Origin of the sequence: Hydrogenophaga sp., assembly GCF_031426985.1 — a bacterium.
In the GTDB taxonomy this organism is placed as follows: domain Bacteria; phylum Pseudomonadota; class Gammaproteobacteria; order Burkholderiales; family Burkholderiaceae_C; genus Hydrogenophaga.
The window spans coordinates 59123-72768 of record NZ_JASJOY010000055.1; the positions used below are offsets into that span (position 1 = coordinate 59123).

13 protein-coding genes are annotated in these 13646 nt (G+C 67.1%); 9 read left to right on the forward strand and 4 right to left on the reverse strand.

Annotated elements, in window-relative coordinates:
* The first annotated feature begins 95 nt into the window (after positions 1-95).
* The 7 genes from RMP09_RS07815 (at position 96) to RMP09_RS07845 (ending at position 5976) form a co-directional block, all read left to right on the forward strand.
* Positions 96-1097, forward strand: coding sequence for an NADP-dependent oxidoreductase (locus tag RMP09_RS07815; protein WP_310565410.1), 1002 nt, complete (start codon positions 96-98; stop codon positions 1095-1097).
* A gap of 134 nt (positions 1098-1231) precedes the next feature.
* Positions 1232-1936, forward strand: a complete 705-nt coding sequence (locus tag RMP09_RS07820) for an SDR family oxidoreductase (RefSeq protein ID WP_310565411.1) — start codon at positions 1232-1234, stop codon at positions 1934-1936.
* Between the two features lie 48 nt (positions 1937-1984).
* Positions 1985-3061, forward strand: coding sequence for an alkene reductase (locus tag RMP09_RS07825; protein ID WP_310565412.1), 1077 nt, complete (start codon positions 1985-1987; stop codon positions 3059-3061).
* A 13-nt stretch (positions 3062-3074) separates the two neighbouring features.
* The gene (locus RMP09_RS07830; protein ID WP_310565413.1) at positions 3075-4037 is read left to right on the forward strand and encodes an alpha/beta hydrolase; all 963 of its coding nucleotides are present in this window, start codon (positions 3075-3077) and stop codon (positions 4035-4037) included.
* A gap of 317 nt (positions 4038-4354) precedes the next feature.
* Positions 4355-4681 carry a hypothetical protein gene (locus RMP09_RS07835; RefSeq protein ID WP_310565414.1) on the forward strand — a complete coding sequence of 109 codons (327 nt, stop codon included), beginning with the start codon at positions 4355-4357 and terminating at the stop codon, positions 4679-4681.
* Positions 4682-4819: 138 nt separating this feature from the next.
* The gene (locus RMP09_RS07840) at positions 4820-5212 is read left to right on the forward strand and encodes a hypothetical protein (RefSeq protein ID WP_310565415.1); all 393 of its coding nucleotides are present in this window, start codon (positions 4820-4822) and stop codon (positions 5210-5212) included.
* A gap of 128 nt (positions 5213-5340) precedes the next feature.
* Positions 5341-5976, forward strand: coding sequence for an SMI1/KNR4 family protein (locus tag RMP09_RS07845; RefSeq protein WP_310565416.1), 636 nt, complete (start codon positions 5341-5343; stop codon positions 5974-5976).
* A gap of 173 nt (positions 5977-6149) precedes the next feature.
* On the opposite strand, the gene ccoG is transcribed toward RMP09_RS07845, so the two are convergent.
* Together ccoG and RMP09_RS07855 are read right to left on the reverse strand one after the other, a co-directional pair.
* On the reverse strand, positions 6150-7586 hold the full coding sequence (gene ccoG, locus RMP09_RS07850) for a cytochrome c oxidase accessory protein CcoG (protein ID WP_310565417.1): 1437 nt from the start codon (positions 7584-7586) through the stop codon (positions 6150-6152).
* Positions 7583-8242, reverse strand: a complete 660-nt coding sequence (locus RMP09_RS07855; RefSeq protein ID WP_310565418.1) for an acyl-CoA dehydrogenase family protein — start codon at positions 8240-8242, stop codon at positions 7583-7585. Before RMP09_RS07855 ends, ccoG begins: the two co-directional genes overlap by 4 nt.
* 84 nt (positions 8243-8326) lie before the next feature.
* Between RMP09_RS07855 and RMP09_RS07860 the strand changes: the two genes are divergently transcribed.
* Positions 8327-9778, forward strand: a complete 1452-nt coding sequence (locus tag RMP09_RS07860; protein ID WP_310565419.1) for a PLP-dependent aminotransferase family protein — start codon at positions 8327-8329, stop codon at positions 9776-9778.
* A 6-nt stretch (positions 9779-9784) separates the two neighbouring features.
* On the opposite strand, the gene RMP09_RS07865 is transcribed toward RMP09_RS07860, so the two are convergent.
* Positions 9785-10264 (reverse strand): VOC family protein, encoded by a 480-nt coding sequence (locus tag RMP09_RS07865; RefSeq protein ID WP_310565420.1) that lies wholly within the window; start codon positions 10262-10264, stop codon positions 9785-9787.
* Positions 10265-10596: 332 nt separating this feature from the next.
* Between RMP09_RS07865 and RMP09_RS07870 the strand changes: the two genes are divergently transcribed.
* A complete protein-coding gene (locus RMP09_RS07870; protein ID WP_310565421.1) occupies positions 10597-12168 on the forward strand; it encodes a M28 family metallopeptidase in 1572 nt (523 codons plus the stop codon).
* Here RMP09_RS07870 and RMP09_RS07875 read toward each other — a convergent pair.
* Entirely contained in the window at positions 12134-13645 is a 1512-nt protein-coding gene (locus RMP09_RS07875; RefSeq protein WP_310565422.1) for a tripartite tricarboxylate transporter permease, read from the reverse strand. The genes RMP09_RS07870 and RMP09_RS07875 overlap by 35 nt on opposite strands.
* Position 13646 lies beyond the last annotated feature (1 nt).

The following is a 13646-nucleotide window of genomic DNA, read 5'->3' on the forward strand; positions in this document are numbered from 1 at the left end:
TTTTTGCTTAAAAGTATGATGATCGTCATGCCAAATCTTCTCTCACCCCAGTCCGCTGGGTTGATCTCCGGCACTTTTGGGAACAAGGAACAACCATGAAAGCTTTCATCCTCGACCGCTACGGCAAACAGGAACGTTTGCGGGCCGCCGATGTGCCGGAGCCGGAGGTGCGCGACGACGATGTGCTGATCCAGGTGCACGCGACCGCGCTGAACCAGCTCGATTCCAAGCTGCGCAACGGCGAGTTCAAGCTCATCCTGCCGTACCGCACGCCGCTGATCCTGGGGCACGATGTGGCGGGCGTGGTGGTGCGTGTCGGGCCGCGCGTGCGCCAGTTCAAGGTCGGTGACGAGGTCTATGCCCGGGCCGATGACTTCCGCATCGGCACGTTCGCCGAGCTGATCGCCGTCAAGGAAGACTCGGTGGCCCTCAAACCGCGGAACATCAGCATGGAAGAGGCCGCGTCCATCCCCCTGGTGGGCCTGACGGCCTGGCAGGCGCTGGTGGAGATGGCCCACCTCCAGCCGGGGCAGAAGGTCTTCATCCAGGCGGGTTCCGGTGGCGTGGGCACCTTCGCCATCCAGCTGGCCAAGCACCTGGGCGCGACGGTGGCCACCACCGCCAGCGCGACCAACGCCGCCCTGGTCAAGGGCCTGGGGGCGGACGTGGTCATCGACTACAAGAACGACGCCTTTGAAGAACGCCTGAGCGGCTACGACGTGGTGCTCAACAGCCAGGACGGCAAGACCCTGGCGAAGTCCCTGGGCGTGCTCCAGCCCGGCGGCCACCTCATCTCGATCTCCGGGCCGCCCGATCCGCAGTTCGCGCAAGACATCAAGGCCCCGTGGTTGATGAAGCAGGTCGTGCGCGCCATCAGCTTCGGCACCCGCAGGCAAGCCCGGCGCCTCCAGGTCGGCTACGCCTTCCTGTTCATGAAGGCCAGCGGAAGCCAGCTGAGGCAGATCACGCAGCTCATCGAATCGGGCGCCATCCGCCCGGTGATCGACCGGGTGTTCCCCTTCGACGCCACCAACGAAGCCATGGCCTATGTCGACAGCGGCCGCGCCAAAGGCAAGGTGGTCATCAAGGTCCGCTGAACCGTTCCCCCTGAACCCAGGCGCAGCTTCGCGCCTTTTTCAGACCTCTACATATGACGGTCGTCATGTGATTTCCCTGTCCCTCCCTTCCTGTCCCGTTCTTTTTCTGTCCCTTCTTCTTTCTGGAGCCTCTCATGAACATTGAAAACGCTGTCGTCCTGATCACAGGTGCCAACCGCGGCATCGGCCTGGCTTTTGCCCGCGAACTGCTGGCACGGGGTGCCCGCAAGGTCTACGCCGCGGCCCGCGATCCCTCGACCGTGACCCTGCCCGGTGTCCAGGCCCTGCGGCTCGACGTCACCCAGCCCGATCAGATCGCTGCCGCGGTCCGGCAGGCCGGCGATGTGACCCTGCTGATCAACAACGCGGGCATCGCCCAGCCCGGTGGCTTTCTGGCGGAGGACAGCGACACCGTGGCCCGCCGCCTCTTCGAGACCAACTTCTTCGGCGTGCTGAACATGAGCAAAGCCTTTGCGCCCGTGCTCAAGGCCAACGGCGGCGGCGCACTGCTCAACGTGCTGTCGGTGGCCTCGTGGGTCAACGGCGGCGAGCTGGCCGCCTATTCGGCCAGCAAGTCGGCGGCGTGGTCCCTGACCAACGCCCTGCGCCACGAGCTGGCCGGTCAGAACACCCAGGTGCTGGGCCTGCACATGGCCTACGTCGACACCGACCTCACGCGCGGCTTTGAAGTGCCCAAGAGCAGCGCCGAAGAGATCGTGCAGCGCGCGCTGGACGGGCTGGCCGCGGGCGCCGACGAGGTGCTGGCCGACGGCCTGACCGAACAGGTCCGCCAGGGCCTGACGGCGCCGCGCCCGAGCTACCTGCCCCAGGGCCACTGAACCCGGCCCGGACCATCCAACCCACACCCCCCGAACAGAAAGACCACCATGCTCTTCACCCCACTCACCGCGCCTGCCCTGCAACTCAACAACCGCATCGTCATGGCACCCATGACGCGGCACCGCGCCGTGGAGCACAACACGCCCAATGCCCTGATGGCCGAGTACTACGGCCAGCGGGCCACGGCCGGGCTGATCGTCACCGAGGGCACCTCGCCGTCGCCCAACGGCCTGGGCTACGCCCGCATTCCGGGCCTGTTCACCGAAGCGCATGTGCAAGGCTGGAAGCAGGTGACGGACGCCGTGCACGCCCGCGGCGGCAAGATCTTCGTGCAGCTGATGCACACCGGGCGTGTGGGCCATGTGGCCAACCTGCCGGCCGGGGCCGACGTGCTGGGGCCGACCGCCGAGGTCTGCCCCGGTCAGATACACACCGACGCCCAGGGCATGCAGCCGCACAGCGCCCCCCGCGCCATGACCGAAGCCGACATCGACCAGGCCGTGGCGGAATACGCCCGGTCGGCCCAGCTGGCGATCGCAGCGGGGTTCGACGGGGTCGAGCTGCACGCCGCCAACGGTTACCTGATCGAGCAGTTCCTGAACGCCAACGTGAACCACCGCAGCGACGCGTATGGCGGCAGCATCCAGGGCCGCAACCGCTTTGCGCTGGAGGTGGCCCGCGCCACGGTCGCCGCCATCGGCGCCGACCGCGTGGGTATCCGGCTCTCGCCCTACGGGGCGCTCAACGCCACGGGCGCCAGCCCCGACGTCGAGGCGCAATACATCGCCCTCACCGAAGCACTGTCGCAGCTGGGCATCCTGTACCTGCACCTGCTGGACCACTCGGCCCTGGGTGCGCCGCCCGTGCCCGCCGAGTTCAAGTTCCGCCTGCGCGTGGCCTTCCACGGCGTGTTCATCCTGGCCGGGGGTTTTGACCGGGCCAGTGCCGAAACCGCACTCCAGGCGGGTCACGCGAACCTCATCGCCTTTGCCCGCCCCTTCATCGCCAACCCCGACCTGGTGGAGCGCCTGCAGGCCAGCGCGGCGCTGAACCCGCTGGACATGGCGACCTTCTACACGCCCGGCGCCCAGGGCTACACCGACTACCCGGCGCTCGGCGCCTGAGCGGAGCACTGTGATGAAACGCCTGCTCAACACGGCCGTTCTGGGGCTCGCCCTGACCAACACGCTGCCCGCGACCGCCGCGTCAGCGGCAGAGCCTGCTGCTGCGGCTCAAAGCCAGATGGCCGCAGGGCAACAGTCCGAGCTTTCCTGGAAAAACGTCCCCACCCAAACCATCACCGCGGGTGGTGTGGACTTCACCTACCGAGAGATGGGCCAGCACAACGGCGGCACACCGGTCGTGTTCCTGGTGCACCTGGCCGCCGTCCTCGACAACTGGGACCCGCGCATCATGGACGGCATCGCGGCCAGGCACCACGTCATTGCCTTCAACAACCGCGGCATCGGCTCCAGCAGCGGTTCACCGGCCAATTCGATGGAGCAGATGGCGGACGACGCCATCACCTTCATCCAGGCCAAGGGCTTCCAGCAGGTGGACCTGCTGGGCTTTTCCCTGGGCGGCATGGTCGCCCAGGAAATCGTGCTCAAGCAGCCGCAACTCGTTCGCAAGATGGTGCTCGCGGGCACCGGCCCCGCGGGCGGCGAAGGCATCAGCACCGTGGCCGGGGTGACCTTCTACGACATCCTCCGGGGTTTCTTCACGGGGCAGGATCCGAAGCAGTTCCTGTTCTTCACCCGCACGCCCAGCGGTATCGAAGCCGGCAAGGCCTTCCTGGCCCGCTTGAAGGAGCGCACCGAGAACCGTGACAAGGAAATCTCGGTGAGCGCATTCCTGGCGCAACTGGAGGCGCTGCGCCTGTGGGGCAAGAAGGCGCCCGCCGATCTGTCGGTGGTCAAACAGCCGGTGCTGGTGGTCAACGGCGACAACGACCGCATGGTGCCGACCGTCAACACACACGACCTGGCGCGGCGGCTGCCGAACAGCCAGCTGATCATCTACCCCGATGCCGGACACGGCGGCGCCTTCCAGTTCCATGCCGACTTCGTGCGCAGCACGCTGGCGTTTCTGGCCCGCTGACGCTGGCCGGTAGCGCCGGGGTCAAGGACGACCTGAAGGCCGGGGTGTCGGTGATCCTTTGTCCGGGGAGCGGGATGAAGGATGGGGGGCTGTGCGGGGCAGGGAGGCTCATTGATGGCCGTTGGCCTCCCGAAACTTGGCGGGAGTGCTTGCCGGGTTTCGTGGTTTACTTCTACCTGTATAAAGATCATGTTCGAAAGCATAACTCGTTGATTTGGTTGAAAAAATGGAGGATTGAAGTGACCAGAATATCCCGCACCGCCCAGCTTATCCCGCAGGTTCTGCGAGATACATTACGTTAGGCGTCCGAATCCACCATGAACGCGCAGCAGTTCGTCTCTCATTGGCTTGAGCTCAAGGCCGAACTCCTTGAAGCATTTCTAGGCAAGCAGAGCAAGTCTGAAGTTGCCATCCAGATTCAACGCTTGGAGCTGGAACCCCAGCAGAGTGAGTTGTTGCGAGCTGCAGTCGATGGGATGCTTCGCGACACCATGTACACGCTGCTGCTTGGCCTTGACGGCGCCGCCAGCATTGGCAGAGATCAGAGGCCTTACACAATCACAGATGAAGATGGAAATGTCATCTCGAAGTGCGGTGAGCTCGAAGCCGAGGCGTGGCGGCAACTTCACGGTGGTAGCCAGTAGGCTTCATCATGTGCAGGTCGCTTTTGTCTTCTTTTGCGCTGCCGGCCGTGACGCCTAACCCCATTGCACCCGAATGGCTACAGCGGGCTTCGCCCGCTTCCGCCATCGGGTGAACTCAAACGTTGAGCGTCATAGACCATGAGCGACTCTTACTCTGTTCTTCCTCTCACACCTGAGGTTCGCACTTGGCTTAGCAGCGAGGGAATCGTACCGCCAGCGATTGATGGAAAGCCAATCACTCTCCAAGAGTTAAAAGGCATCGTCGCGTCGCTGCCCGGAATTTTTGCCAAGTGGGGCAATGGCCCCGAGTTTCTTGATGGTGCAGTCAGTTCAGTCTCTGGCATGAACACCAGCATCATCGTTGGGAACCCTGGAAGTGACTCCGAACCATGTGAATTTCATTTTCGTGGTGGTGAAAGCATGCTTATCGAAACTGTCGTTGGTGGCATCGCCCAGCTTGCGGGGCCTCAGGTTATTTATGCGCATTCCGGCGGCTTCACTAAGGTCATTCACGGAGCCACCTCGAAATGACGCCCAACCCAGCAGTCGATCGGAGCTGCACGAAAAGCCGCGCAGTCCGCTCACTTCCACGTTAGCCCCGACAAATGTCCGAATCTCATGCTGTCTACGTAGACGCAGCCCTCGACCAGTTGCGCCGAATGAATTTGATGCGCCATCCAGGCCGCATCCCGCTTGACATGGTCGACCACTCCATGCCATCCATCGATGATTGGATTGGCTGGAAACCGGTACCAAGCCAAGTAACGGAAGCGGACCTTAACGAACTTGAGGTCCGGGCTGGGGTCGCATTCCCGCCGCTTTATCGATCTTTTCTCCGCTATAAGCACTTCATCGACTTGACGGAGTTTGGCGTTCGATTTGAAAGACACACTTCCTCAGATTGGAGGCGTGTTCTCACAGCGACTGTCTTCGACCAATGGGAGCCGGAGAGAACTATTGGACGAGGTCTTCTTCCGTTCGGATCGGAAGCGTTCATGGACGCTGGCCAGGTTTGCTTCGACACACGCGCACGGATCCCGGATGGTGATTGTCCAGTGGTGTTCTTGGATCACGAGTGGGTCGACACCGATCGCGAGATACAGCTAATGTTTTCGAGTAGTCGAAAGATGTTCGAATGCTTGAAGATGGCCGCAAATTCTGACCTTATCTTCGAAGAATCAGGACTGCCTAATGGTGGGGTGTCCAATGTGGCAGCAGTCATTCAAAGATTTTTCGAAATTGACCCGTCAGGCGCTGGCGGAAGGGCGAAAGCGTACTGGAGTACTTGGCAATGAATCGGGGCACGCGGTCTAACCCGTCGTCAACCCGACCGCCCAAAAGTTGCGCTTTTGGGTTCCCTGCGCGCTGCGTGCTCCGGCCGCCCATCACTTCTACGTTGAGTGACCGCATTTCCATCGAACCGAAGGCCGATCCTGGCCAAAATCGGTCATCCCCCACCAGCCCAATCTCAGCGCGGCAACAACAAGGTGGACGGGGTCTCGGTGTGTTCGGCCGCTGAAGCTTCACGCCCCACATCCCCCACCTCGAACCAGATCGGCACCACCCGCCCCGCCAGGGCCTGGGCCTGCTTCGCGTCCACCCGCACGGTCACGCTGTGTTGCGCCGCGCCGGCGGGGGGCAGCCGCAGGGTGTCGGCCGAGGTCAGCTGCAAACCCTGCACGCCGTGCACGCTGATGCGCAGGTCGCGGGGGTGTTCCAGGGCGTTCATCACCTGCAGGCGGTAGACGTTTTCCACCGCGCCGTGCCCGAGCTGCCGGGCCAGCACGGCGCGGTCGCGCAGGGCGTTGACGCGCAGGGTGGGGCGTTGCGCAAAGCCCGTCACCAGCAGGCCGCTGCCCAGCAGCAGCAGGCCGCCGTAGACCAGCACCCGGCGCCGCGCGAGCTGGCCGCGCCAGCCCAGGGCCTGCGCCTGCTGGCCCGAGCGTTCGCGTTCGGACGCCATGCGGATCAGGCCGCGCGGGGCGCGCAGCTGGTCCATGACCTGGTTGCAGGCGTCGATGCACAGGCCGCAGCTGATGCAGGCGGCCTGCAGGCCTTGGCGGATGTCGATGCCGACCGGGCAGACCTGCACGCAGAGGGTGCAGTCCACGCAGGCGCCGTTGCCGCCCTTTCCGTGGGTGGCCGGGTCGGTGCCGCGCGGCCGTGAGGCGCGGGGTTCGCCGCGGCGTTCGTCGTAGGCGACGCACAGGGTGTCGGCGTCCATCAGCGAACCCTGGAAGCGGCCGTAGGGGCACATGTGCTGGCACACGCTTTCGCGCAGGAAGCCGGCGTTGCCGTAGGTGGCGAGGCCGTAGAAGCCGATCCAGAACCCCTCCCACGGCCCGAGCTGGAAGGGCACGGCCAGCGCCAGTTCGCGGACGGGGGTGAAGTAGCCGACCAGGGTGAAGCCGGTCCACAGCGCGAGCAGCGCCCAGGCCAGGTGTTTGCCGCCGCGCCGCGCGAGCTTGTGCGCGGTCCAGGGGCTGCGGTCCAGCCGCAGACGGGCCTGGCGGTCGCCCTCACATCGGTGTTCGATCCACTGGAACAGCTCGGTGTAGACGGTCTGCGGGCAGGCGAAGCCGCACCAGAGGCGCCCGGCCACCGTGGTGACGAAGAACAGCAGCAGGGCGCTGATGACCAGCAGCCCGGCGAGGTAGATCAGGTCTTGCGGGTAGAGCACCGCGCCGAAGAGGAAGAAGCGGTCGGCCTGCAGGTCGAACAGCACGGCCTGGCGGCCGTTGAATGTGAGCCAGGGCAGGCCGTAGTACGCCAGCTGCGTGAGCCAGACCAGTGCCCAGCGCCAGCGGGTGAAGCGGCCGCGGGTGGCGCGGGCGTGGATGGGGGTGCCGGCGGCGATGGCCGGCGTGCTCGGGATGGGGACGATGGGGATGGTTCGGGAGGTCATGGTGCTGTGGCCGTGGTGGCCTGCGGGCGGGGTTGGAACGGGGCGAGGGCCTGGGCCACAGGCGCCAGGCGCTGGGCCAGGTCGGCCTCGCCCAGCCATTCGTCTTCGCGGAAATACACGCGGCGCAACTGGAGCGTGGCCGTGTGCGGCGGGGCCGTGGGGTGATCCGCGGCGGGCAGGGCGCCCAGGCCGTCTTCTTCGCTGCGCAGCAGGGCCCAGCCGGCCGGCGCGTCGCCCAGGCGCAGCGGCGCCACCAGCGAGAAGCCTTCCCACGGGCGGTTGGGCACATCGGGCAGTGCGCCGCTGAGCCACCAGCCCCGGCCGGTGTCGTGGCCGGTCAGCGGGGTGGTGTGGGGCGACAGCGTGCCGGCGCGTTCACCGCTGAGCAGGTCGGGCAGCCAGCGTTCGCGCAGGGCCACGTTGGGCGAGCGCACCAGGGCCTCGATGGCCAGGCGCTGCGCCCAGAACACCGTGGCGGCGGTGGTGCCGTGCGGCAGCAGCAGGCCGGCCGCCAACGCCAGGTCGGCCGGGCCACCACCATCACCGCCCATGGACGACGGCACCGCGCAGCGCAGCAGGCCGGTCTGGGCCAGGTGTGCCAGCGGGGAGCGGGGGCTCGGAGGTGGCGCGGTGTGGGCAAGGGCAGGGCTGAGCATGCCCCGTATGGTGGTCGCGGCCCATCTGATGCGGTAGATTCAGATGAAATGAAACTTGACCGGATCAGATGAAGGGCTTGAGAGATGAGCGACGCGAACCCGACCTTGAACCCGACACCGAACTCGACCCGTTACCAGCGGTTGGCCGACGACATGGCCGACGCGATCCGCGCCGGGGTGCTGCGCCCGGGCGAGCGGCTGCCGTCGGTGCGCGCCACCTGTGAATTGCGCCGGGTCAGCCCGTCCACCGTGTTCCAGGCCTACGGCCAGCTCGAAGCGATGGGGCTGGTGGAGGCGCGGGCGCGGTCGGGCTTTTTTGTGCGGGCCACGCGGCGGCCGCTGCGCGCCGCGCCCGAGGCGGCGGCCCCGCGGCACGAGGCCACGCCGGTGGCGATCAGCGGGCTGGTGTTCGACCTGCTGGGCTCGACCCGCGACGCCGACGTGGTGCCGCTGGGCTCGGCGTTCCCGGCGGCGCACCTGTTCCCGTTCGACGAACTTGCCCGCTGCGGCGCGCGCGCCATGCGCCGCCTGAAAGCGAGCCAGATCACCGGCGCGCTGACCGCGGGCGATGAGGGCCTGCGGCTGGCGCTGCGCAAGCGCTACGCGCTGCAGGGCGTGCCGCTGGCGGACAACGAACTCATCATCACCAACGGCGCCATGGAGGCGCTGAACCTGTGCCTGCAGACGGTCACGCAACCGGGCGACGTGGTGGTGGTGGAGTCGCCCACCTTCTACGCCGCGCTGCAGGCGCTCGAACGCCTGCACCTGAAGGCGGTGGAGGTGGCGACCGACCCGAAGGAGGGCGTGGACCTGGGCGCGCTGGCCGAACTGCTGGCGCGGCAGAAGGTGGCGGCCTGCTGGTTCATGCCCAGCTTTCAGAACCCGCTGGGCGCGCTCATGCCGGTGGCACGGCGGCAGGCGCTGGTGGCGCTGCTGGCGCAGCACGGCGTGCCGCTGATCGAGGACGACGTCTACGGCGAGCTGCACGCCGGCGCGCGCCGCCCGCCGCCGGCCAAGGCCTTCGACCAGCAGGGCGGGGTGCTGCACTGTTCGTCGTTTTCCAAATGCCTGGCGCCCGGTTACCGCGTGGGCTGGGCGGCGGCGGGGCGTTACGCGCCGCAGGTCGAGCGGCTGAAGATGATGACCTCGCTGGCCACGGCGATCCCGCCGCAGCTGGCGCTGTCGGACTACCTGGCCCAGGGCGGCTACGACCGCCACCTGCGGCGCCTGCGCGAGGCCCTGGCCGCGCAGCGCAGCCATGCGCTGAAGCTGGTGGAGCGGCACTTCCCGGCCGGCACCCGCGTGACGCGACCCGAGGGCGGTTACTTCCTCTGGCTGGAACTGCCGCCAACGGTGGACGCGCTGGCGCTGCACCAGCGCGCCCGGGCCGAGTCGATCAGCACCGCGCCGGGCCTGCTGTTCTCGGCCGACCAGCGCTTCACCCACCACCTGCGGCTGAACGTGGGCCACCCGGGCGATGCGCGCTTTGACGACGCGATCAAGACGCTGGGGCGGCTGGCGGCACAGAGGGGGTGAAGGCGCTCAGCCCCGTCGGGCCTTTTCAATGGCCGCGATGTCGATCTTCGTCATCTCCATCATGGCCTCGAAGGCGCGCTTGGCCGCAGCGCGGTCGGGGTCGGTGATGGCGGCGATCAGGGCGCGTGGCGTGATCTGCCACGACAGGCCCCAGCGGTCTTTGCACCAGCCGCAGGCGCTGGGCTGCCCGCCGTGGTCGACGATGGCGTTCCACAGGCGGTCGGTCTGTGCCTGGTCGTCGGTGGCGACCTGGAAGGAAAAGGCCTCGCTGTGCTGGAACGCCGGGCCGCCGTTGAGCCCCAGGCAGGGAATGCCCATCACGGTGAACTCGACCGTCAGCACATCGCCCTCTTTGCCCGAGGGGTAGTCGCCGGGCGCGCGGTGGACCGCGAGCACCGCGCTGTCGGGGAAGGTCTGGGCGTAGAAGCGGGCGGCCTCTTCGGCCGTGCCGTCGAACCAGAGGCAGATGGTGTTTGGGGCGGGCATGGTGCTCTCCTGGGAATGGAACGGGGGGCCACGATAGCCCCAAAACCGGGGGCGTGCGATGGGCCCCGCGTGTGAGGCTGTGACACCTGTGTCGGTGTGCTGGGCGCCCCGGCCGCCCCCAGGCCCGCTCGCCCGCCCGCACGGGCGCCGTGCGCCGCCGGGCGCGCGGGCGTTCCCCTGCGAACCGTATCAGTCGTGTTTTTCTGTAACCGATCTGGTGGACGAATCCGGCCCGGGAGTACGCTGCGCTCCCCTCGCGGTCGGTGTTGGCCGGGGAGCCTGAGCATCGCGGCGGCGGAACCCCTTGAATCAACAACACACAGGAGATGGACATGAAGAAGTTCGACGTGAACGGTCGGCGTCTGGCCCGGGGAAAGTGGAGCGCGACGGCGTTGGCCGCGATGCTCGTGGTCGCCTGCGGCGGCGGGGGTGAGGACGGCGGCGACGCGACGCTGTCCCGGCAGTCGGCCGCTGCCGGGGCGTCCAGCTGCCTCAGCCGGGTCAACAACACCTTCGAGAAACTGCTGGAATGCGTCACGCTGGACGGCGTGCGACGCCACCAGGCGGCCCTGCAGTCGATCGCCGATGCGCACAACGGCATCCGCACCTCGGGCACGCCGGGCTACGACGCCTCGCTGGCCTACGCGGCCCAGGTGTTCCGCGACGCGGGCTACCTCGTCACCATCACCGACTTCCAGTTTCAGACCTTCATCACGCTCTCGGCCACGGTGCTGGAGCAGGTGACCCCCGGGCCGACGGCGCCGCTGGTCAACAACATCATGGCGTACTCGGGCAGCGGCGACGTGACCGCCTCGGTGACTGCGCTGACGCCGCCGCCGGGCGACGCCACACCGGGTTGCGAGGCGGGGGATTTCGCCGGCTTCCCGGCCGGCAACATCGCGCTCATCAGCCGCGGCGGCTGCACCTTCGCTTCGAAGGCGACCAACGCACTTGCGGCTGGGGCCGTCGGGGTGGTGATCTACAACAACATCGACGGTGACCTCAACGGCACGCTGGGCGAGGCCTTTGCGCTGGACATCGGCGTCACCTCGGTCACCCAGGCGCTCGGCGCGCAGCTGGCCGCGACGCCGGGGCTGGTGCTGCACCTGAAGACCGACACCTTCCGGGGCGAGGCGACCACCAGCAACCTGATCGCGGAGTCGGGCAGCGGCGACGCCAACAACGTGGTCATGGTGGGCGCGCACCTGGACTCGGTCAACGAAGGCCCGGGCATCAACGACAACGGCTCGGGCGCCGCCGCGATCCTGGAAACCGCGGTGCAGATGGCCAAGGTCCAGCCGCGCAACAAGCTGCGCTTTGCGCTCTGGGGTGCGGAGGAGTCCGGCCTGGTGGGCTCGACGCACTTCGTCGAGGGCCTGAGCGACGCCGACAAGGCCCGCATCGCGCTGTACCTGAACTTCGACATGATCGGTTCGCCCAACCACGTGTTCTTCGTCTACGACGGTGACGATTCCGACGCGACCGGCGAAGGCCCCGGCCCGGGCGGATCGGACCAGATCGAGAAGGCCTTCGAGTCGTTCTACACGCAGCGCGGCGTGCCGTTCAAGGGCACGGACTTCGATGGGCGTTCGGACTACCGGGCCTTCATACAAAACCTGATCCCGGCGGGCGGCCTGTTCACCGGCGCCGAAGGCACCAAGACCGCGGAGGAAGCAGTGCTGTGGGGCGGCACAGCGGGCCAGCCCTACGACCCCTGCTACCACCAGGCCTGCGACACCTACGCCAACAACAACGACACGGCGCTGGACATCAACGCCGATGCCGTGGCCTACGCCACGCTGCTGTTCTCGATGGACACCTCCACCGTGAACGCCCAGCGCGGCAAGGGCAACTTCCGCATGCCGGCGCTCAAGCCGCTGCACCCGGTGCCGGCGCCGAACTGACCGTTCTGCGCATCACCATCGGCAGCACCAGCATCAGGGCCGCGGCCACCCACAGGCCGATGGTGATGGGGCTGCCGACCAGGATGCCTGCGTCGCCGTTGCTGATCGACAGCGCGCGACGCAGGTTCTGTTCCATCATGTCGCCGAGCACGAAGCCCAGGATCAGCGGCGCCATCGGCACGCCCTGCTTGCGCAGCAGGTAGGCCACCAGGCCGAGCACGGTCATCAGCACCAGGTCGAAGGTGGTGGCGTGCACCGCGTACACGCCCACGCTGCTGACCGCCACGATGCCGGGCACCAGCAGCCAGTTGGGCACGCTCAGCACCTTGGTGAACACGCCCACCAGCGGGATGTTCATCACCAGCAGGATCACGTTGGCGATGAACAGCGAGGCGATCAGGCCCCAGACCAGCTCGGGTTGCTGCGTGAACAGCGCCGGGCCGGGCGTGATGTTGTAGAGCGAGAGCGCGCCCACCATCACCGCCGTGGTGCCCGAGCCGGGCACGCCCAGCGTGAGCATGGGCACGAAGGAGCCGGTGGCGGCCGAGTTGTTGGCCGCCTCGGGCGCGGCCACGCCGCGGATGTCGCCTTTGCCGAACGTGCCGTCGGTGTCGGTCAGGCGCTTTTCCATGGAGTAGGTCATGGCGCTGGCGATGGTGGCGCCGGCCCCCGGCAGCACGCCGACCACGAAGCCCACCACGCTGGAACGCACCGTGCCCCACCAGGTCTGGGTCAGCTCCTTGAGGTTGAACATCATGCGGCCGGTCTGCGTCACCAGGCCGGTGCTGCTGTGGTGCTCCTGCAGCATCAGCAGCAGCTCGCTGATGGAGAACACGCCGATGACCACCACCACGAACTGGATGCCGTCGGAGAGGTGGATGTCGCCGCCGGTGAAGCGGTAGACGCCTGAGTTCGAATCCAGCCCGACGCAGGACATGGACAGGCCGATGATCGCCGCCAGCGCGGCCTTGACCGGCGCGTCGCCCATCAGGCCGGCGATGCAGGCGAAGGCGAAACACATGAGCGCGAAGTACTCGGCCGGCCCGAAAGACAGCGCCCAGCTCGCCAGCAGCGGTGCGAACAGCACGATGCCGAGGGTGGCGATGAGCGAACCCACGAAAGAGCTCCAGGCCGAGATCGACAGCGCCACGCCGCCCAGGCCCTGGCGCGCCATGGGGTAACCGTCGAGCGCGGTCATGATCGCGCCCGCGTCGCCCGGCACGTTGAGCAGGATGGACGAGATGCGGCCGCCGTATTCGCAGCCGATGTAGACCGCGGCCAGCAGGATCAGCGAGGTCTCGGGCGGCAGCTTCATGGCAAAGGCCAGTGGCATCAGGATGGCCACGCCGTTGATCGGGCCCAGGCCCGGCAGCAGGCCGACGATGGTGCCGATGAAGCAGCCGATGGCCGCGATCAGCAGGTTGGTGGGGCTCAGCGCGACGCCGAAGCCGGTGACCAGGTGTTGCAGGATGTCCATG

Bases quoted from the DNA above. Each gene is read 5' to 3' on its own strand.
- RMP09_RS07815 (WP_310565410.1), top strand. From the start codon at position 96: ATGAAAGCTTTCATCCTCGACCGCTACGGCAAACAGGAACGTTTGCGG.
- RMP09_RS07820 (WP_310565411.1), top strand. From the start codon at position 1,232: ATGAACATTGAAAACGCTGTCGTCCTGATCACAGGTGCCAACCGCGGC.
- RMP09_RS07825 (WP_310565412.1), top strand. From the start codon at position 1,985: ATGCTCTTCACCCCACTCACCGCGCCTGCCCTGCAACTCAACAACCGC.
- RMP09_RS07830 (WP_310565413.1), top strand. From the start codon at position 3,075: ATGAAACGCCTGCTCAACACGGCCGTTCTGGGGCTCGCCCTGACCAAC.
- RMP09_RS07835 (WP_310565414.1), top strand. From the start codon at position 4,355: ATGAACGCGCAGCAGTTCGTCTCTCATTGGCTTGAGCTCAAGGCCGAA.
- RMP09_RS07840 (WP_310565415.1), top strand. From the start codon at position 4,820: ATGAGCGACTCTTACTCTGTTCTTCCTCTCACACCTGAGGTTCGCACT.
- RMP09_RS07845 (WP_310565416.1), top strand. From the start codon at position 5,341: ATGAATTTGATGCGCCATCCAGGCCGCATCCCGCTTGACATGGTCGAC.
- ccoG (WP_310565417.1), bottom strand. From the start codon at position 7,586: ATGACCTCCCGAACCATCCCCATCGTCCCCATCCCGAGCACGCCGGCC.
- RMP09_RS07855 (WP_310565418.1), bottom strand. From the start codon at position 8,242: ATGCTCAGCCCTGCCCTTGCCCACACCGCGCCACCTCCGAGCCCCCGC.
- RMP09_RS07860 (WP_310565419.1), top strand. From the start codon at position 8,327: ATGAGCGACGCGAACCCGACCTTGAACCCGACACCGAACTCGACCCGT.
- RMP09_RS07865 (WP_310565420.1), bottom strand. From the start codon at position 10,264: ATGCCCGCCCCAAACACCATCTGCCTCTGGTTCGACGGCACGGCCGAA.
- RMP09_RS07870 (WP_310565421.1), top strand. From the start codon at position 10,597: ATGAAGAAGTTCGACGTGAACGGTCGGCGTCTGGCCCGGGGAAAGTGG.
- RMP09_RS07875 (WP_310565422.1), bottom strand. From the start codon at position 13,645: ATGGACATCCTGCAACACCTGGTCACCGGCTTCGGCGTCGCGCTGAGC.